Raw genomic sequence first — 19,855 nt, forward strand, 5'->3', positions numbered from 1 at the left:
ACTCGCAACCCAAGGCGCAACGCTCGCCGGGAAGGCCCGACCCACCCGGGAAGGCGCCCCGGCCGACACAACCCGTCCCTTCACCCCCCTCCCCGCCGCTGCCGGCCGGTTTTCGGTGAGCAACGCGCTCGTCTCGTCGCGGGCTTCGGGTCTTGGAGCCCCGCGCGTTGGCGGCCCATCACCGACTCTGGCCGGCCCCGAACCGGCCACCCTCAACCCAAAGCGCAGCGCTCGCCGGAACAGACCGACCCACCCGGGAAGGCACCCCCACAGACTCGACCCGAGCGCTCTGCTTCCCCGCTGCTGCCGGTCGGGTTTCGCCGAGCAACACGTCCGCCTTGTCCGGAGCTTCGGGTCTCCGAGAAGAGGCATCTCCGCCGACCGCCCCAACCAAAGCGAAAGCCGAAGCCACAGCCAAAACCACAACTCAACTACTGCTACTGCGGGCGATCTCCCTCGGTGTCCCGGTGTTTCGAGCTGCTGGATACTCTCGCGGCATGTCTGGCGATCTTGTGGGGGCCGGTGTGTCGGACGGGTCGATGGTGGAGGACCCCGGTCGGTTTCGTGCGGTGCCATCGCGCGGGCGCAATACGCGTACGGCGGGCGACATCGTCCTGGTGGCCGCGTCCGCCGCGCGGCTCGATGGTTGCGACGTGCTCGAAACGCTCGCGGAACGATACGAACTTCCGGTGGAGGAGGTCGTCGAGCGTCTCGCTCAGGCCGAGCCGTACACGATGGTGCTCGTCGCCGTCGGCCCGGGCGATGCCGTGCCGGGGATCGACCTCTCGCATCTGGATCCCGGATGGATACGCGAACCGGGCGCTCGTACGTGGTTGGAGACGATCGGCTTCGTCCCCGAAGGCGACGAGGTGCGAGTGCATGTGGTGCCGGCCCCATACGCGGCACCGGTCGGACGAGCGTCGTACATCGAGTATTGCTGGGCGGTGGAGGACGCGATGGCGGTGCGCGTCGCGGCCTCGCTGATCGACGCCGGTCTGGTGCCCGGTGGGCAGGTGCCGGTCGGGCAGGGGCCCACGGTGACCGGCGACGACGAGGTGTGCCGGGCGCTTACGGAAGTGGTGCGAGAGCTGGTCGACAGCCACCGCTGGTACCCCGGTGACGCGCTCCGATGGGTCGAGTGCACGCTGCTCGACGCCGTGGCCGGAATGCCACTGGAGCACGCCGCCCGCTTCCTCGACCGAGCAAGCGCCTACGAGTGGGCCACGGCGATCGCCGAGGGGTGGGAGGACCGCGATCGGCTCGCTGAGGTGATCGAGCGAGCCGAGTTCGCCCCCGAGGCGGCGGCCGACCCCATCGATCCGCAACCGGTCCGCGAGGCGATCGGCGACTGGGGGACGGCGCTGGTGTGCCTGGTCGCATGGGCGGTGGACGCGGACGTCCTCACGGCAACCCTCCTGCGTGCGCGCCCCGTTGCGCTCGAACCGGCAACGTCCGCCTCATCCGCATCCGATGCGATCGAACTCGAAGCCATCGACGTGCGGATCACCCGCCTGCCGGAACCGGCACCCGACGACCCCGAGGCGATCCCGATGTGGTCGGTGACCTGCACACCGCGCACAGGGGTCTCGTGGCAGGAGGTCCTGCGGGACGTACGTCGCATGGCCTGGCGCCTACAGGAGGCAGGCGCGACCCGGATGAGCGTCGAGTTCGGCGACCCGACGGGCGAACCCGATCTCACGCCCTCCGCAACATATGGAACGTTGGTCGATCCCGTCGGAGAATCCTGAACGGCTCACCACCATCGGCCACGGTTGCCCGCGAATACTCCAACCCAGCGGTGTGCAGTCGGTAGACGATCGTGCGCAAGTCCTCCGACAGTTCCGCCCAGGACGTGCCGTGTTTCGGTCGGCACGTCATCGACACATATCCCCGGTCGGAGCCGGCGTCGTACAGCTCACCGATGATCGAGATCTCCACGCGCTCGTTCTCGATCCGCGCGGCATGCCCACCCGTGCTCTGCCGCGCCCCGGCCACGATGGACACGAAGTCGTCGAGCTCGCCGTCCCACGTCACGAACATCTCGACAGGCGCGAGATGGTCCCCCAGCGCCAAACCCCCGAACTCCGGATCCCCGGCCTCGGGCAACGGCCGTGGCCGCGATTGGCTGTGATCGTCTCCCGACCGCTGCCGCCACGGATCCGACTCCAGGTAGATCTCGCCGGCCCAGTGTTCCTCGGAGTATTCGAAGAGGAACCGCCGATCGCCGTCCTCTGTGAAGTCCCAGCGGTACGGCCGCATATGCCGATCGACCCGGAGAAACGCCTCCCCCTCCGAAACCCCGAACGCCCGCACCATCTCGTCCACGATCCCGCCCAGGAACGCATACACCTCCGCAGTCCCCCGAACGGCGAACTCCCGCTGCACAGCCCCCACACCACCGCTGTCGTCGACCACCCCAAAACCCTAGCGACACCCCCACCGAAGGCTGGTCATCTCCTGCCGGAAGCGAGCGCCCGAGGCAGCGATCGAACCGCTCGCGACCAACCGGCGTACTCCGGTGCCACGATCTCCCGCAAGCTCCTCGAACCCGTCAAGCAAGTCACGCCGCGTGCGGCCGAGCATTTGTCCATCGCCGGGGAACGCTGCGCTGAACGCGATCTCCGTCCCGGGTCGTTTGGCCGGCAGGCCCGCCGAGCCACCGAATAACCGCGTCGCCCGATGCGGACTCCGGAGAGGATCCGCCTTCCCTCGGGTTCGTCCCGGAGAGCAGACCCTGCCGGTCGGCCGCGGGACGAGAAGGGCCTTGGGGTCGGCTGTGAAGTGGAACCACGGCGCTCCATAATGCCCAGACGCTCATCTCCGTCGAGTCATCGGTCGAGGAATCGAAACCCTTCGGAGTCGCTGCCTTCGTGGTAGCCCATCGCTCGGATTCCTCGGTCGTCGGGGGAGCGCCGAGCGAAGGCGACGAGAGGATCGTCGTCTTCCTGGACGCGCAGATCGCGCGGCGCCCGAAAAGGCAAGTCCCGATCGCTCAGAATCTCCCACGCCCGGTAGAGGAGACTCAGGGTCGGCAGGGTCTCACGCTCGTCGTCGGTCGATTTCATGGCGATCACCGCCGCGACCAGCCCTCGGCGAAGGATGTCGGAATCGCGTTCCCGAACGGCGATCGACGCCATCCGAGCGGCATAGGTGTCGAGAGCATCCCACCGCCTCTTCTGCCGTCCGAGTTCGATCGCATAGGTCAAATCATCGCGGTTTGCCACAAGGTCCACGAAGGACCCGATCAACCGATCCCTCTGGCTCCCCAGCGGAGTGTCCCCATAGCCCCCACCGTCACGTGCTTCCAGGGCAGATATGTGAGCGTTCGACGGATCCATCGACATCATCATTCCCCAATATTTTCGACCCTGCGGATGGTTCGGATCGGGACGGACGGTGTCTCGCGGATTCAGAATATGCTGGGTTCAACATATTCCTGTACCTGGAAAACTGCCCTCGCATTGACAGTGATAGGCACACCGGAGGTGGGTCGGAAAATTGCCGCGCCGCTCAGGATCTCAGTTTCATCAAAAGGGCCGGAATTTTCCGGATACCGGCCGGATTCTGTTCGTTCTCTCCGCGTACTGCGCCGCCAAGTCTCGAACCAAACGGCTTTTCCTCTTGGCGACTGCAGAGGTGCTCGCTGAGGCGCCCGAACCCGGAACGACGTAAACGCCGCCGTCCCCGCGCGTCGAGTAAACCAATCCATAACCGTGCCGAGTGAGTCGAGATGATGACAGTGGAATCACCCGTTACTCGTCGCCGTCAATCTGCCTGACTCATCCCGGCTGCTTGACTAATCGGCATGGACCCACCTGCACATCGGGCGGGTTCGAAGACGTCCGCTCCTCTATTGCGACCACCTCTTGGCTTCTTTCCCGGCGCGATGTCTGATTGCCTGAGGCATGAATCTATTGGCGGAAATCATGCGAAGCTGTGATGTCAGCAAGTCCGCATCGGCGGCGGTTCTCGGCATTGCTGAAATCCATTCGACGACCCGTTCGATCCAATACGGGGAGCCGGAATTCACAGCCGATACGATGATTGCCCGAATCAGTTCGTCCGGCTCGGATCTCCCGGCTGGGTCGAGGCTATGCCACTCCGAGACCAGTAGTTCGCGCGCCGAGTGGTGTTCTTTTTCGAGAAGTGGCCAAAGCGGGACCGGGTTCGATGTCGAAATCCTGGCCTTTATCTTCTCCTGTGAACCGACCGCGATGTCACCGTTCTTGTCCACACCGACCCAGACCCCGTCGCCGCGGTCGAACAAGGGAGACCAATCAGTCACTTCTACCCCCATGCAATATGCTCGGCGGGTATGCCGTGATCCCGCAGGAATTTATCGAACTGCTGTGCAATAGCGGGTGTCCAATTGTGCCCGTAATGCCCACTGTTTTCATTCATGATGAACTTGCCATCTTTATCTCTGCTCAGTATACCGCCGACGAGCTTGCTTGGGTCGGCATCGATAGTCTTGCCGAGTTGCTCGTGCGGACTGCCGTCCATTTTCAGATATGGGGACGGTTTTCCGGTCAGCAGAATGCCGCGCTCCGGGTCGAATACATATTCCATCGCCCCTCTGGTCGGGAAATAATTCAGGAAAGCGGCCTTCGATTTCACTCTGTCACTTACTTCCAGAACTCCGGGTGCCGGCCCGCTTCCGTCTTCGAGTCCATACGGCGCCAAGCCGAGAGGATCCGATTCCTCCAGAGGGTTGGAGACGTATCCGTGGTGATTGGGCGAGGGGGTGAGTCCCAGTGGGTCCGGAGACATGTACCGCCCGACTGCGGGCTCGTAGTACCTGAAATAGTTGTATTCGAGCCCCGTCTCCTCGTCCAGGAAGTGTCCGGGGCGGGTTATTCTGAAATCGCTCTCTGCTTTCGAGTCGGCGACCGGTCGGCTTCCCCAGACCGACTGACGTGGCGCCGAGATCATGGTGCCATCCAGTGCAACCAGATGCAGAACAGTTCCGACTCTGTCTGTCATGAGCGCGGACGATCTCGTTTCGCCTCCTTGTCGCGTCCGGCTCTCCGCGAGAGGTCGCCAACTATTCGGAGCATAATCCCATGTCGTGACGTCCCCGCCCTGGTCTTGCTCGACCAGTTGGACGCCATCCCAACAAAAAGTGACTTCTGTGCAGGTTTCTGCGCTCGACTTGGCGATACGACGAGCCAAGGGGTCATAGGTGTAGCGCCAGATGGCTCCATCCGGTGTCGCTGCCTCGATCAGGCGATCTTCGGCATCCCATACATAGGTCCATATTCTGGATTTTCCGGAGAGTGTTTTCTGAGTGCGCCGTACGACTCGGCCCTGGCTGTCGTGCTGGTAATAGTTCCTTCCTGCTCTGCGTACCATGGTTCCTGTTGCTGCCCGATCGCCTTGCACGGTCGAATCTCCACCGAGCCAAGAAGCATGGGACTGATTTCCGGTGAGGTCGTATGTATAGCTCTCGCTCCAATTGCGACCCCTTACCTCCGCAACTCGGCCGACCTCATCGAAATCATAGGCGGTCCACCCCGTAGTGCTGTCTTCGATGGCGGAAACCAAGCCACCGGCTCGATACTCGTATCCCCTTCGCAAGACTTCTCGGGGTCCGGACGTGGGGTCAAGGATTACATTGAGTGCGCCGACCGGACTACCGGCGGTTACGGTCTCCAATGTCAAACGGTCGGAGACATCCCATGATCGATGCAAGACGACTTCTTTGCCGAACCGGCGCTCGATTTCTCGTCCGGCGGCATCGTGATGGAACCGGAAATCGTGATCGGCGGTGCGCAGTATCAGCGGCCGGCCGGCCGGATCCGACGACCATTCGCTGACGTGGCCACTGGGAGTTTCACGGCGCAGCCGGCGCCCCATCGGGTCGTACTCATTCGAGAGCGTGCGACCGTTTGTCGTCTCGGCTGTGATACGGCCGATGGCATCACGCGTGAAGAGGAGGTCGACGTTTGGGCTGGTGGCTTGTACCAACCGCCCCACCGCATCGTAGCGATACGTGGTCGTGCTGGATGTTGCCTCGTGGCATTGGGCAACAACCAAGCCCACTGCGTCATGGGTGTAGGTGATGCTGTCGCCGGTGCCGTTGCTACGTCTGATCAATCGGCCTGCCGCGTCGTGAGCGTATGTGAGCTTTCGACCGTTGAAGTCGGTCTCGGCTGTCAGGCGGCCCGCCGGGTCGTACTCGTAGTTCCAGGTGAGGCCCTGGGGATTGGTGACTCTTGTGAGGCGGAGTTCAGGGTCGTAGGTGAACTCCAACCTTGCGCCATCGGGGGTGATTTGGGCGGAAGGGAGGTCGAAGTGGGTTGATTCGTGAGACGTGGTGAAGCCTGCCGGGTTTACGTGGTGGCGGAGGTTTCCCTCGCCGTCCCAGGTCCAGGATTCGGTTGTGCCGTCCGGGTGTTTGCGGCGGGCGGGCATGCCTTCGACGGTCCAGGCCGTTTTGGTGGTGTGGCCGAGGGGGTCGGTCTGTGTGGTGGGTCGGCCGAAGGCGTTGCGGGTGATGTGTGTGGTGGCGTTGAGCGGGTTGGTCAGCGCGATCGGGAGGCCGGCCGGGTTGGGGGTGACCGTTGTGGTGTGGCCCAGGGCGTTGGTGGTGGCGGTGAGGTAGCCGGCGTCGTTGTAGGTGTGGGATGTGACGGCGCCGAGTTCGTCGGTGGTGGTGAGGAGGTTGGCGCGATCGTCGTAGGTGTGGTGGCGCACCCCGCCGTCCGGGGCGGTGATTCGGGTTGGGCGGCACAGGAGTGGGTCGAAGTCGGCGACTGTGAAGGTGCCGTTGGGGAGGACTACGCCGATGGTGTTGTCCCACGCGTCGTACGCGTACCTCGTGGTGTGGCCCAGTTCGTCGGTGACGGCCACTCGGCGGTTGAAGGAGTCCCATTCGGTGAGCCTGGTGCCGCCGAGGGGATCGGTTTCGCGGATGACCTGCGACCAGTCGTTGTATTCGTAGGTGCGGACGGCGCCCAAGGCGTCGGTCATCCTGGTGATCCGCGATGCCTCGTCGTAGGCAAAGGTGTTGTCCAGGACGCCGTTGATGCCGGAGCCGCGTACGCAACGGCCCGCCTCGTCGTATTCGTACTGGTACCAGGTGTCGTTGCGGTCGGTCCAGGACGTCATGCGGTGGTGGGCGTCGTAGGTGAAGCGCAGGGAGCGGCCCGAGGAGTTGACGACTTCGGTGAGGTTGCCGAGGGCGTCGTGGGTGAAGGTGACGAGGGCGACGGAGGCCGACGGGTCGTTCGTGCTCGTGTGGGTGACCGGGTCCGCGCCGAGCAGGCGGTATCCCGTGATCAGGCCCGCCGTCGAGTCGACCGCCACCCGGTAGCCGCCCGAGTGGGTGACTTCGCACGGCACGCCTTCGGTGTCGTAGGCGTACTCGACGCGATTCGCGTTGCGATCCGCCAACGCCCGCACCGGTATTCGGCGCGACGCCCGCCCCGGCAGCGCCGCGAAGGACCACGTCCACCCCCGCCGCGGGTCGGTGACCGTGAACGTGCCGGCGCCGTCCCACGCCAGGGGCCAGCGGTATCCGCCCATCGGCAGCACCGGCTCGCCCGGCCTCGGCACCGGATAGCGCAGCGTCATCCCGTCGGCGGCCGTGAAGGTGACCCGGTCCGCGCCCAGACGCAGGCACTGGTCGAACGTCGACGCCCACCGCTCACCGAAGAACCGGCCTCCGCCGAACGCGGTCCGGTGATGCCGCTCCAGCACCAACGGCAGCGCGCCCGCCAGCGTCACGTCGGTCTGCGGCAACACCATCTCGCCGGTGACCACGTCGATCGGCTCACCCTCGCGCGTGCACGCCTCCGCGGCCCGGCAGCGCGGGTTGTCCCGCTTGGCGATGTTCTTCTCGACCTGTTCGGCGGGTGTCAGCGCCTTGTTGCCGCCGCGTGTGGCCAGCGTCAGGGCCAGGTCGGGCGCCGCGTGGCCGAGCCAGCGGGCCGGGTTCTTCTTGAAGTCCTCCCACGAGGAGACGACCGTGTCCTGGGCGAACCCCACCGGGTCCCGGGCGATGCCGAGCATGCCGCCCGCGATGCCCTTCAGGTCGGTGGCGTAGGCGATCGGGTCGACGAAGATCCGGCCCGGGTCGATCGTCCACGCGAAGCTCGCGAGTTCGAAGACCCCGCCGGCGGCGCCCTTGGCGAAATCGATCCCGGCCTGGCGGAGCGTCTTCCATATGTCCGGGTCGAGGTCGAGTACGCCACGGGACTTGCGCAGTTCCAACAGCGCGTGCGCGTCGGCCTTTTCCACCCGCTCGCGCACCCGCGTCAACTGCTCCTGCGCCTCGCGCAACATGTCCGCGCCCGGATGGCCCTCGGGCTTGTGCGGCAGCGCGGGCAGACACTCCTTGCCGACGCCGTTGGCCTTCTGCACGTCGTGATTGCGCTTGGCGAGGTCGTACGACTCCTGCTCACGCGCCTGCGCCTCGATCAGCCAGAACGCCTGCTTCGCCTTGGGGATGATCTCGTTCGCGCACTCGCCCTGGGCGAACCGCAACACCTCGGCGAACTCGCGCAACTTCGCGGCGACACTCGGGTATTCCTTGCCGTGCAGGCCCAGGATCTCGGTGACGATCCCGAGGTCCTTGCGAAAGCCCTCCGCCGCGTTGCCCTGCCAGAGGTCCTTGCCCTCGATTTTGCCGAGCCGGCCCTTGGCCTCCAGCGCCTGCGCCGAGAACCGGGTCAGCACGTCGGCGAGCGTCTGTAACACCTCCCAGTCGCCCGGTATCAGGCCACGAGGCTGCGAGTCGGGGGTGAGCGGTTCGCCGGATACCAACACCGGACGGCCTCCGTCAGTTCGTGGTGCCCATGTCGTCGCCCGCGTGGATCGAGGCCGCGCCGCCGGGCGTGAAGAACCGGGCCTCGGCGTCGCGTTCGGCCGCCTCGTACTGCTGCGCGGCCATCTCCAACGCGATCGCGATGTTCTCGCCGAGGTTCACCAGCGCGGCCATCGCCTTGGCGGACTCCAGCACGATCTCGCCGGCCTGGAACGGTGACGAGTAGTACTTCTGCAGCGCCACCAACCCGTCCCGCAACGGCTGCTGCTTCTGCGCGATCTCCCGGGCCACCGTCAGCGCCTCGATCAACTCCGTACCGGCCCCGCGCACGAACGTGCTGTCGACCTTGAAACCGTCGTCACCCATCCGCCGCCTCCGCGTTCCACAGACTCGCCCGCAGCCGCACCGGTCGTGGGCCGGCCAAGTCGATCGCGATGTCGTAGCCGGGCGGCAACAGCCGCACCAGGTCGGCGCCTTCGGTGGCGAACCAGTCGCACTCGCCCCGGACGAACAGCGCCAACTGCTCCTCGGACGTGAACACCGGAACCACCCCACCACCCGGCGGCCCGATCGCCGCGAAGCCGACCCGCTCGGGTCGTTCGCAGTACAGCCGGGCCGCGAGCAACGCGGCGAGCAGCGCCGGCGGGTCGCCCGCGCCCGCGAGCAGCCGGGCGATCTCCCGCCGCAGCGGCGATATATCGCCCGAATCCGGTTCGTTCATACGTACGCCCCGTCCCTCGACCGAGCGTCACCATAGCCAATCCGTCGGTGTCCGCGTCACCGAACGGTCGCCCACCGCTATCGGTTCCCGGGCGTGGCTCGTCCCGCCCCGTCTCGACGCCGCCGGCGCACCACGGCGAGGCTGCCGGGGCCCCGGACGCCGCCCGGCACGGCATCGGTCGACGAAGCGGAATCCCTCCGCGTCGTCGCCTTCCCGATATCCCGCGCCCCGGATTCCGCGTCGCCCGGCGGCGCGCGGGTCGAATTTCGCCAAGGCCCGACGCCTTCGGCGACAAGGAATGCGACGCCGTGCCGCGGAAGGCGATGTCCCGATCGGCCGCCGGTTCCGCGGACTGCGCGCGATGCCATGCGGCGGGCATATACCGCGCAAATGCCCCGGCGGCCGTTTCGCGTCGCCGGTTCGATGGCCCGGGGCACACCGTCATGGTTCTCGAAGAGATCGACGAGATCGACGAGATCGACAAGATCGACCAAGGACCCGATCGGGCGATCCTTCGGGCTTTCCATCGAGGGTTTTCGACAGTCCGAACCGTCACCCTTTCCCGGCGTTGATATTCGCGCGTTCCTTGGGTCCGTCGAAAGTTTCCTCGGCGTCACGAGGCGTCGGGGTGCCCGTCGAGGTGGCCGCTCGGTCGTGCGGACGGTGGTCGGGTGCCCGGCTCCGGCGCGGCGCGACGTTGTGGAGAGGTTGCGCGACGAGCGGTTCGCGCGGCGGAATACTTGACGTGACAACATCGGAGCAGGGCATAATCCACGAGTCGAAAGCGATGTTCGAGAGGTTGGTGGAACCCCAGGCGACCGAACCGTCCGGATGGTCGAGCTAATTTGCCGGACACGACGACCCGAGAATATTTGCGTCGTCAATCTTTGCCGTGGGCCAGCCTGATATCACACCGATTCGATCGACATATGGGAATTCCTGCTATTAGCGAAGTTGTCAGCTTCCGGAAACCTTCTGTTCATCAACGAGTCATCCCGAGTTCATGGTGTGCTCGTTGATCGTCGTTTCGATCGATGCCAAGAATTGCGGAGCGGCCCATCAGGCCGAATTTCTCCAATGATCGGAATCACGATGAGCAAGCTCAAGAAGCTTTCTGCCGTCGCCGGTATATTGACCGTCGCCGCAACCGGTTTGGTCTCGGGCGCGAGCAGCGCCTCCGCAGTGAATGCCTCTTTCACGCTCCGCCCGGCCTCGGCGAATGGAATGTGCCTGGACGTGGTCGGCGGCCAGGTAATGCAATGGACGTGCGACGGCACCTTGACCCAGCAGTGGTACACGGGCCGGGACGCCCACAACCACGAGACCCTCCGGAACGTCGGCACCGGCGGCCAGTGCCTGGACGTCCCCGGCGGCAACACCAACCAGGGCACGTCGCTGATCGTCTATTCCTGCAACAACGGCGACAACCAGGTGTGGCACCGGGCGGACACGCAGTACGGCTCGTCCTTCCAGAACTACCCGGGAAGCGGCCACGTACTGGACCTCGCGGGTGGCTCGACCCAGTCCGGCGCGTTGGCGATCATCTGGCCCTGGAATGGGCAACCGAATCAGCAGTGGCAGCGGGTGTGACACCGACCCGATCCGGCGGTAGGGCGCGCCCGACATCCCCCGGAGATGTCGAATCCACCTGAACCGCCCACCGGCATCGCACCGCACCCCGAGCCGCCCCCACGCGAACCGACGCGTGGGGGCGGCTTGTGCGCGTGGCAGCGAGGTCGCCCGCGCCGCCCGATCGAGGGACGAACCGGTCGATCCGTTCGCGCACGCGTCACCGGATGGTCGCCCAGGGCTACCGCTTCGCGGGCGTGCCCCGACCCGGGCTGCTACTAGGCTGGCCGGGCAGACCAGCGTGCCCCTTGATCAAGGAGAAACTCGTGCCGTCCATCGACGTCATCCACGCCCGGGAGATCCTGGACTCCCGAGGGAACCCCACGGTGGAGGTCGAGGTCGTCCTCGACGACGGCAGCTCGGGCCGTGCCGCCGTGCCGTCCGGCGCTTCCACCGGCGCCTTCGAGGCCGTCGAGCTGCGGGACGGCGACGAGTCCCGCTACGGCGGCAAGGGTGTACAGAAGGCCGTCGACGCGGTCAACGACCGCATCTACGACGAGATCGTCGGCACCGAGGCCGACGACCAGCGGCTGATCGACCAGGCGATGATCGACCTGGACGGCACCGAGAACAAGGGCGAACTCGGCGCCAACGCCATCCTCGGCGTCTCGCTCGCCGTGGCGCACGCCGCCGCCGAATCGGTGAACCTGCCGCTGTTCCGCTACCTCGGCGGCCCGAACGCGCACGTGCTTCCGGTGCCGATGATGAACATCCTCAACGGTGGTGCGCACGCCGACACCAACGTCGACATCCAGGAGTTCATGATCGCGCCGATCGGCGCGGAGACCTTCGCCGAGGCGGTGCGCTGGGGCGCCGAGGTGTACCACTGCCTCAAGTCCGTGCTGAAGGCGCGCGGCCTGGCCACCAGCATCGGCGACGAGGGCGGCTTCGCGCCGAACCTGGAGAACAACCGCGCCGCGCTCGACCTGATCGTCGAGGCCATCGAGAAGGCCGGCTACACCCCCGGCACCGACATCGCGCTCGCCATGGACGCGGCGGCCAGCGAGTTCTACACCGACGGCGCGTACGTCTTCGAGGGCGCCAAGAAGACCTCCGCCGAGATGTCGGCCTACTACGCCGAGCTGGTCGACGCGTACCCGCTGGTCTCGATCGAGGACCCGCTGGACGAGAGCGACTGGGAGGGCTGGGTCGCGCTCACCGCGCAGGTCGGCGACAAGGTCCAGCTCGTCGGCGACGACCTGTTCGTCACCAACCCGGAGCGCCTGGCGCGCGGCATCGCCGAGAAGGCGGGCAACGCCCTCCTGGTGAAGGTCAACCAGATCGGCACGCTCACCGAGGCCTTCGACGCCGTGTCGCTCGCCCACCGCAACGGCTACCGGTGCATGATGAGTCACCGGTCCGGCGAGACCGAGGACACCACGATCGCGGACCTCGCGGTGGCCACGGACTGCGGCCAGATCAAGACGGGCGCCCCGGCGCGCTCCGACCGGGTCGCCAAGTACAACCAGCTGCTGCGCATCGAGGAGATCCTCGACGACGCGGCGGAGTACGCCGGCCGCGCCGCGTTCCCGCGCTTCCAGGGCTGATACCCGGTCGAGCGGGGGACCGCCGGCGCCGAATCGACGGAACGGCGGGAGGACGCGTGAGCGAGCAGGGCGAGGGCGGTCGCAGGACGGCCGGGCCGACTCGGGTCGCCCGCGCGTCCCGAGCCGTCGCACCGCCGCGCCAGGCCCGCGGTACACGCCCGGCGTCGGCCTCGCCGAGGCCGGCCGGGCCGAAGCCCGCCAAGCCCGCCAAGCCCGTCAAGCCGAAGACCGCGGCCGGGTCCTTCAAGGGCTCGGCCGCGGCGGCGGGCCTGGGTCGGCTGCGCCGGCGCGGCGGCGGCAAGTGGATCGTGCTGAGCCTGGTGGTGCTGAGCCTGGCGATCGCCCTCGTCTACCCGCTGCGGCAATACCTGGCGCAGCGCTCCGACGTGGCCGACCTGCGCGAGAGCACCCGCAAGCAGCAGTCCGAGACCGAGCGCATGCGGTCCGACCTGGAGCGCTGGAACGACCCGGCGTACGTCCGGCAACAGGCGCGCGAGCGGCTGCACTTCGTCTACCCCGGCGACACCGCCTACCTGGTGGTGCCGCCCGCCGGCACCGCGGGCAACCCGGCGCCGCCCACCCCGGCCCAGGCCGGCTCGCCGCCCTGGTACCGGAACCTGTGGGACTCCACCCGCGACGCGGACAAGGCCGGTACGCCGACCCCCAGCACGCCGCCGACGCCCACGAGGACACCCGCCACGTCGATCGGCTAGGCCGGTCCGGGGCGCCGCCGGCCCCGCACCGCCCGCCGCGACCGGCCGCCGCACGCGGTTCCGGGGCGGCACCCCGCTCGAACGTCGGTCCGAACCATTCAGCGAAACAGGACATACTCCCTCCATGGATCAGCAGGACATCGACGCCGTCAAGGCGCAGCTCGGCCGTACCCCGCGTGGTCTGCGCGGCGTCGCACACCGGTGCCCGTGTGGGCTGCCGGACGTCGTGGAGACCGCCCCGCGCCTGGAGGACGGCTCGCCGTTCCCGACGCTGTACTACCTGACCTGCCCCCGGGCGGCGTCCGCGATCGGGACGCTGGAGGCGAACAACGTCATGCGCGAGATGAACGCGCGCCTGGCCGAGGACGAGGATCTGGCCGCTCGGTACGCCGCCGCGCACGACGACTACATCGCGCGCCGGGACGCGATCGAGGTGCTGGAGGGCTTCCCGTCGGCGGGCGGCATGCCGGACCGGGTCAAGTGCCTGCACGTCCTGGCCGGCCACGCGCTCGCCGCCGGACGCGGCGTCAACCCGCTCGGCGACGAGGCACTGGACGCGCTGCCCGACTGGTGGGCCAAGAGCCCGTGCGTGTGCGTGGACGCCCCCGCCGACGCCTCTCCCGACGCCCCCACCACGCCGCCCGCCGACGCCCCCGCCCCCGCCCCGGAGGACGAGACCCGATGACCCGACGCGTGGCCGCGATCGACTGCGGCACCAACTCCATCCGCCTGCTCGTCGCCGATCTGGACCCGGCCGCCGGCACCCTGGTCGACCTGGACCGGCGGATGCGGATCGTACGACTCGGCCAGGGCGTGGACCGGACCGGCCGACTGGCTCCGGAGGCCCTGGAGCGCACCTTCGCGGCGTGCGTCGACTACGCCGAGGTGATTCGCGAACTGGGCGCCGAGCAGGTGCGTTTCGTGGCCACAAGCGCCAGCCGGGACGCGGAGAACCGGGACGATTTCCGGGACGGCGTCCGGAAGATCCTGGGCGTCGAGCCGGAGGTGATCTCGGGCGACGAGGAGGCCGCGCTGTCCTTCGTGGGGGCGACCCGCGAACTGGCCGGGACCGACGCCGTCGAGACGCCCTACCTCGTGGTCGACCTCGGCGGCGGCTCCACCGAATTCGTACTCGGCACCGACCGGCCCGAGGCGGCCCGGTCGGTGGACATCGGCTGCGTCCGGATGACCGAGCGCCACCTGCGCGACGACCCGCCGACGCCGGCCCAGGTCGCCGCCGCGATCACCGACATCGAGGCCGCCCTGGACCAGGTCGCGGCCGTCGTCCCCCTCGCGCGCGCCCGCACCCTGGTCGGCCTGGCCGGTTCGGTGACCACCGTCGCGGGCATAGCGCTCGACCTGCCCGAATACGACTCGACCACGATCCACCACGCCCGGCCGACCCTGGACCAGGTCCGCGCCGTCACCGCCCGCCTCCTGGCGAGCACCCACGCCGAACGCGCGACCATCCCCGTCCTGCACCCGGGCCGCGTTGACGTGATCGCCGCCGGAGCGCTGGTCCTGCGCACGATCATGGAACGCACCGGCCTGACCGAGGTCGTGGTCAGCGAACACGACATCCTGGACGGCATCGCCTGGTCCGAGGCGGAGGCCCCGGTCGGCGAGTAGCCCCGCCGCCGCCCCGCACTCGCGGACGCGCCCGCCCCGCCCGTACCCCCGTGGCGCGCCCGCGAGTTGGCCCCGCACGCAGTCACGCACACCCCATCCCCCGGGCCGACAAGGACGCGAACGGCGACCCAACGGCGACCCGACAGCGACCGAACCGGCGGCGGACCGGCAGCGGACGGACAGCGGCCAAAGAACGAACAACCACCGCCGGGGAACCAACGACCCCTGTCCAACGTTCGGACACGGACGAAAGTTTGTGAATCCCTTCACATGGTCGACGGGGCAAAAGTTGGCCATGTAGGGCCGTTTTCCTCTGGTCGACCCGGTTCGAGACGGTCCCCGCCTTCGAAAACCACGGTCGTCGACAAGCCGAGGTGGAGATCACATTGCGCCGTCCCCGCACCCCTCGGGCAGGATCGACGCAGGTCACCGGGACCGAGTCGCCGGGTGCCATGGCCGGATGGATCCTCCCCGACCGCCCACCGTGCACAAATGCACAAGCAAAAGGACGAAGGGTACCAGACGGCCCCTTCGGTACTGCGCGCGGCCTCGAAGCACCGGCGACTTGGATCGGTGGATACTTCCAAACATGAGCAACACGGATCGCCCTCGCATCCTCATCGTCGGCGGCGGCTACGTTGGTCTGTACGCCGCGCAGCGCATCCTCAAGAAGATGCGCTTCGGCGAAGCGACCGTCACGGTCGTCGACCCGCGGTCGTACATGACCTACCAGCCCTTCCTCCCGGAAGCGGCCGCCGGCAGCATCTCACCGCGCCATGTCGTGGTGCCGCTGCGCCGTGTCCTGCCCAACGCCGAGATCGTCAACGGCCGGGTCACCTCCGTCGACCACGACCGCAAGGTGGCCCTCGTCGAGCCGCTGGCCGGCGAGTCCTACGAACTCGGCTTCGACTACATCGTCATCGCGCTCGGCTCCATATCGCGGACCTTCCCCATTCCCGGCCTCGCCGAGAACGGCATCGGTCTCAAGACCATCGAAGAAGCCATCGCACTGCGCAACCACGTGCTCGGGCAGCTCGACCTGGCCGACTCCACCACCGACGAGGACATCCGCCGCAAGGCGCTGACGTTCTGCTTCGTCGGCGGCGGCTTCGCCGGTATCGAGGCGCTGGCCGAGGTCGAGGACATGGCCCGCGACGCGGTGCGTTACTACAAGAACCTCAAGCGCGAGGACATGCGCTTCGTGATGGTGGAGGCGGCCAACCGCATCCTCCCCGAGGTCGGTCCCGAGCTCGGCGCATGGACGCTCGAACGGCTCAAGAGCCGGGACATCGAGTTCCACCTGGAGACCTCGCTCAAGTCGTGCGTCGACAAGCACTGCGTGCTCTCGAACGACATCGAGTTCGACGCCTCGACGATCCTGTGGACCGCGGGCGTCAAGCCCAACCCGGTGCTGTCGGAGTACGGTCTGCCGCTCGGCCCGCGCGGCCACGTCGACACCCGCACCACCCTCCAGGTGGTCGGCATGGACAACGTGTTCGCCGCCGGTGACAACGCGCAGGTGCCGGACCTGGCCGCGGGCGAGGGTGCCTGGTGCCCGCCGAACGCGCAGCACGCGGTGCGTCAGGCGCGAGTCCTGGGCGACAACGTCGTCTCGGTGATGCGCGGCTTCCCGCCGCAGGAGTACAAGCACAAGAACCTCGGCGCGGTGGCCGGCCTCGGTCTGCACAAGGGCGTCGCGGTGATGTTCGGCCGGTTCAAGCTCAAGGGCCTGCCGGCCTGGCTGTTCCACCGCACCTACCACGGTGCGATGGTGCCGACGTTCAACCGCAAGTTCCGGGTCTTCGCCGACTGGACGCTGTCGGCGTTCTTCCGGCGCGAGATCGTCTCGCTCGGCGCGATGGAGCACCCGCGCGACGAGTTCGCCGAGGCGGCGCTGCCCGCGCCTCGGCCGGCCGCGGAGCCCGTGGCCAAGTCGTAGGTCGCAAGTCGTTCGCGACGGAGCCCGGTACGCCCTGTGCGTACCGGGCTCCGTCGCGTTTCCTCGGTCAGCTCGTGCGCTGTGCCTCGAAGCGCTTCATGCGTTCCAGGACCAGGTCGGCGGTCGGCGCGGTCATCTCGTCGACGATCCGGCCGTCGGCCAGGAACACCACGCGGTCCGCGTAGGAGGCCGCGTTCGGGTCGTGGGTGACCATCACGATGGTCTGGCCCAGGTCGTAGACGCTGCTGCGGAGGAAGCCCAGCACCTCGGCGCCGGAGCGCGAGTCGAGGTTGCCGGTCGGTTCGTCGGCGAAGATGATCTCCGGTTTGCTCGCCAGCGCGCGGGCGCACGCGACACGCTGCTGCTGGCCGCCGGACAACTCGGTCGGCCGGTGCCTGAGCCGATCGCGCAGCCCGACGGTCTCGATCACGTGGTCGAGCCAGGCCTTGTCCGGCTTGACCCCCGCGATGTCCATCGGGAGCGTGATGTTCTCCAGCGCGGTGAGCGTGGGCAGCAGGTTGAACGACTGGAAGACGAAACCGATCTTCTCCCGGCGGAGCAGGGTGAGCTGTTTGTCGTTCAGCGCGGACAGCTCCGCGTCGCCGAGCCGCACCGAGCCGGCCGTGATCGAGTCGAGCCCGGCCATGCAGTGCATCAGCGTGGACTTGCCCGACCCGGAGGGCCCCATGATCGCGGTGTATTCCGCGCGCCGGAAGCCGACCGAGACGCCGTCGAGCGCGATCACCCGCGTTTCGCCCTCGCCGTAGACCTTGGTCAGGTCGGTGGCGACGGCGGCGAGCGCGCCGTGCGCCCCGAGTCCCGCGATGGGTTCGGTGGCGGTCACAGGAGACCTCTTTCCTTGGGTTTTTCCTCGGATTCGCCGGGCGACGGAAGGGTTCCGATTCGTGCTGCCTACCCACGCTTCCACAAGATTGCGCATGATCCAGGACGTCTGATCACACTTACTCACACTTCGTCGATTTCGCTCATAAGTAGTCGAAATCGATCACGCCGAGCGGCGCCGACGGGGGTCTTACGCCTCTCCCGCGGCCTCCCGGAGGCCGGCCGGAAATGGGACCCCCGACTGGGCCGCAGGTGCCGGGCAGTCGCGGCCGAATGCGGTATATCCCCTGATCAGGCGCCTCAAAGCACCCATTCGGCATCATCCGTGCGGCATCGGGACGGGTTGCCCCCGGTCGCTCTCCGCGATCGAACGGGTCGCCGCGAGCGGTTCACGGAGCCGCGAAAAACAGGGGGTCAACCCGGTGCGCCGGGGCCGCTACGCTCAGCATCGCCCCCGGATGGTGGAACGCAGACACGAGGAGCTTAAACCTCCTTGGCCGCAAGGTCGTGCGGGTTCGAGTCCCGCTCCGGGGACCAGATGATCATGGCTCTGACCTGCGGGAAGGCCATTTTCAAGATCGCTGCCGTTGACAGAAGTGCGGGTCTGTCAACGGACGAGCGAACGAAGATCATTCACGGTCACCCCCTGTGCACCGGTCGGAACTGCGGTTCCGAATGTGAAGATGACGTTCTCATCGATAGAAATTGCGATCGCACCCATCGGCCGTGCTATCGCATGCCGCCGCGTCGGGTGGTTACGGCGTCCGGGTACGGCTCCGTGGTCAACGCATCGTTACCGATACCCCGCCCCGCCGGTACCTCGCGCACCACCGCCACCGCCGGCGCGACCCGGTCGTCGGAGTCGACGAGGGTTTCGACGTCGACCCGTGCCCCCTTGTACGTCATCACCGGGCCGCTCCCGGCTCCGGGTACGGTCCTGATCCGCGCTCGTGAACAGCGCGGGGTGTTCCCACGCGTACAGCGATCGGCTTCGCGATGGATTCCATCCGACTTTTCATGCCCGGACAGTGACCACGGGCACAAATCGCGTGTCCGAGGACGTTGAAAGGGAAGGATGGAGCCCCCGAGACCTTTACTCGGGGATTACTCTTTTAAGCCACGACCCCCACCCGGGGGCATGGAGGAGATGACATGAGGAGCAGCAACCCGGTGCTCACGCGGCGGGGGGCGTTCGAGACCGGCCGGCAGCAGCAGGCCGGCTACGGAGCGCCGCAGCCCGGGCCGCAGGGCGCCCCGTTCGGTGGGCCGCAGCAGCCGCCGATGCAGCCGATGACCCCCGAGCAGCTTCAGGAGATGTACCGGGCGCAGTCCGCCGGTCCGCTCCAGACCGGCCGGATGACGATCGACGACGTGGTCGCGCGTACCGCGATGACGTTGTTGACGGTCGTCGTCGCCGGTGCGCTGTCGTGGGCCTTCCTGCCGTTCGAGAACTTCGGCTGGGCGGTCGGCGCCGCACTTGCGGCGTTCGTCGTCGCGATGGTCCTGACCTTCAAGCGGGAGATCAGCCCGGCCCTGGTGCTGACCTACGCCGCGCTCGAGGGTGTCTTCCTGGGTGCGATCAGCCACGCGTTCGAGCAGCAGTACAGCGGCATCGTGGTCCAGGCCGTGCTCGGCACGGCCTCGGTGTTCGTCGGTGTGCTGGTCGCGTACAAGTCCGGCTGGATCAAGGTGACGAGCCGCTACGCGCGGATCGGCATGGCGATCGCCATCGGCTTCGTGCTGCTCTCGCTCGTCAACGGCCTCGCGATCCTGATCGCCGGCGGCGACGGCCTGGGTCTGCGCAGCGGACCGCTCGGCATCCTGATGGGCATCCTCGGCATCCTCATCGGTGCGTTCTTCCTGTCCCTCGACTTCAACGAGATCGAGCAACTGGCCGCCCAGGGCGTCCCGGAAAAGGAGGCGTGGCGGTCGGCGTTCGCCCTGACCGTGACGCTCGTGTGGATCTACATGGAGGTCCTGCGCCTGCTGTCGATCCTGCGGGACTGACGCGGGTGACGGGCCTCGGCCCGAACACGCGAAAGCGGCGGTGCCCCCACTCGGGGGCAC

At 67.5% G+C, this 19,855-nt stretch carries 16 protein-coding genes and 1 tRNA gene; 9 read left to right on the forward strand and 8 right to left on the reverse strand.

What is annotated here, in order from left to right; all coding sequences use genetic code 11:
• The first annotated feature begins 497 nt into the window (after positions 1–497).
• Positions 498–1,748: a hypothetical protein gene (locus ACFRCG_RS31015; protein WP_380037535.1), complete on the forward strand. Its 1,251-nt coding sequence runs from the start codon at positions 498–500 to the stop codon at positions 1,746–1,748.
• Here ACFRCG_RS31015 and ACFRCG_RS31020 read toward each other — a convergent pair.
• The 6 genes from ACFRCG_RS31020 to ACFRCG_RS31045 all read right to left on the reverse strand — a co-directional run bounded on the left by ACFRCG_RS31020 (position 1,696) and on the right by ACFRCG_RS31045 (position 9,488).
• A complete protein-coding gene (locus ACFRCG_RS31020; RefSeq protein ID WP_380037537.1) occupies positions 1,696–2,415 on the reverse strand; it encodes a hypothetical protein in 720 nt (239 codons plus the stop codon). The genes ACFRCG_RS31015 and ACFRCG_RS31020 overlap by 53 nt on opposite strands.
• 413 nt (positions 2,416–2,828) lie before the next feature.
• Positions 2,829–3,233, reverse strand: a complete 405-nt coding sequence (locus tag ACFRCG_RS31025) for a hypothetical protein (RefSeq protein WP_380037539.1) — start codon at positions 3,231–3,233, stop codon at positions 2,829–2,831.
• A 617-nt stretch (positions 3,234–3,850) separates the two neighbouring features.
• Complete coding sequence (locus ACFRCG_RS31030; RefSeq protein ID WP_380037541.1) at positions 3,851–4,297, reverse strand: hypothetical protein; 447 nt, start codon at positions 4,295–4,297, stop codon at positions 3,851–3,853.
• Positions 4,288–8,769 (reverse strand): DUF6531 domain-containing protein, encoded by a 4,482-nt coding sequence (locus ACFRCG_RS31035; RefSeq protein ID WP_380037543.1) that lies wholly within the window; start codon positions 8,767–8,769, stop codon positions 4,288–4,290. Before ACFRCG_RS31035 ends, ACFRCG_RS31030 begins: the two co-directional genes overlap by 10 nt.
• A gap of 13 nt (positions 8,770–8,782) precedes the next feature.
• Entirely contained in the window at positions 8,783–9,133 is a 351-nt protein-coding gene (locus ACFRCG_RS31040; protein ID WP_380014127.1) for a hypothetical protein, read from the reverse strand.
• On the reverse strand, positions 9,126–9,488 hold the full coding sequence (locus ACFRCG_RS31045) for an SseB family protein (RefSeq protein ID WP_380037545.1): 363 nt from the start codon (positions 9,486–9,488) through the stop codon (positions 9,126–9,128). Before ACFRCG_RS31045 ends, ACFRCG_RS31040 begins: the two co-directional genes overlap by 8 nt.
• Positions 9,489–10,580: 1,092 nt before the next feature.
• Between ACFRCG_RS31045 and ACFRCG_RS31050 the strand changes: the two genes are divergently transcribed.
• From ACFRCG_RS31050 to ACFRCG_RS31075, 6 genes are all read left to right on the forward strand, one after another.
• Positions 10,581–11,078: an RICIN domain-containing protein gene (locus ACFRCG_RS31050; protein WP_380037547.1), complete on the forward strand. Its 498-nt coding sequence runs from the start codon at positions 10,581–10,583 to the stop codon at positions 11,076–11,078.
• A gap of 305 nt (positions 11,079–11,383) precedes the next feature.
• Positions 11,384–12,664, forward strand: coding sequence for a phosphopyruvate hydratase (gene eno / locus ACFRCG_RS31055; RefSeq protein ID WP_380037549.1), 1,281 nt, complete (start codon positions 11,384–11,386; stop codon positions 12,662–12,664).
• Between the two features lie 56 nt (positions 12,665–12,720).
• On the forward strand, positions 12,721–13,377 hold the full coding sequence (locus tag ACFRCG_RS31060) for a septum formation initiator family protein (RefSeq protein WP_380037551.1): 657 nt from the start codon (positions 12,721–12,723) through the stop codon (positions 13,375–13,377).
• 124 nt (positions 13,378–13,501) lie between these two features.
• The gene (locus tag ACFRCG_RS31065; protein ID WP_380037554.1) at positions 13,502–14,062 is read left to right on the forward strand and encodes a DUF501 domain-containing protein; all 561 of its coding nucleotides are present in this window, start codon (positions 13,502–13,504) and stop codon (positions 14,060–14,062) included.
• Positions 14,059–15,006, forward strand: a complete 948-nt coding sequence (locus tag ACFRCG_RS31070) for an exopolyphosphatase (protein WP_380037556.1) — start codon at positions 14,059–14,061, stop codon at positions 15,004–15,006. The genes ACFRCG_RS31065 and ACFRCG_RS31070 overlap by 4 nt, the downstream gene beginning before the upstream one ends.
• Positions 15,007–15,595: 589 nt before the next feature.
• A complete protein-coding gene (locus ACFRCG_RS31075; RefSeq protein WP_126636316.1) occupies positions 15,596–16,945 on the forward strand; it encodes an NAD(P)/FAD-dependent oxidoreductase in 1,350 nt (449 codons plus the stop codon).
• Positions 16,946–17,012: 67 nt separating this feature from the next.
• On the opposite strand, the gene ACFRCG_RS31080 is transcribed toward ACFRCG_RS31075, so the two are convergent.
• Positions 17,013–17,789, reverse strand: coding sequence for an ABC transporter ATP-binding protein (locus ACFRCG_RS31080; RefSeq protein WP_380037558.1), 777 nt, complete (start codon positions 17,787–17,789; stop codon positions 17,013–17,015).
• A 451-nt stretch (positions 17,790–18,240) separates the two neighbouring features.
• Between ACFRCG_RS31080 and ACFRCG_RS31085 the strand changes: the two genes are divergently transcribed.
• A tRNA-Leu gene (locus ACFRCG_RS31085) sits at positions 18,241–18,325 on the forward strand.
• Positions 18,326–18,517: 192 nt separating this feature from the next.
• Here ACFRCG_RS31085 and ACFRCG_RS31090 read toward each other — a convergent pair.
• On the reverse strand, positions 18,518–18,694 hold the full coding sequence (locus tag ACFRCG_RS31090; protein WP_380037560.1) for a hypothetical protein: 177 nt from the start codon (positions 18,692–18,694) through the stop codon (positions 18,518–18,520).
• 246 nt (positions 18,695–18,940) lie between these two features.
• On the opposite strand from ACFRCG_RS31090, the gene ACFRCG_RS31095 reads away from it, so the two are divergent.
• Positions 18,941–19,795 (forward strand): Bax inhibitor-1/YccA family protein, encoded by an 855-nt coding sequence (locus tag ACFRCG_RS31095; RefSeq protein ID WP_380037562.1) that lies wholly within the window; start codon positions 18,941–18,943, stop codon positions 19,793–19,795.
• Positions 19,796–19,855 lie beyond the last annotated feature (60 nt).

The sequence above is a fragment of the Embleya sp. NPDC056575 genome, assembly GCF_042793325.1.
Taxonomy (GTDB): Bacteria; Actinomycetota; Actinomycetes; order Streptomycetales; family Streptomycetaceae; genus Embleya.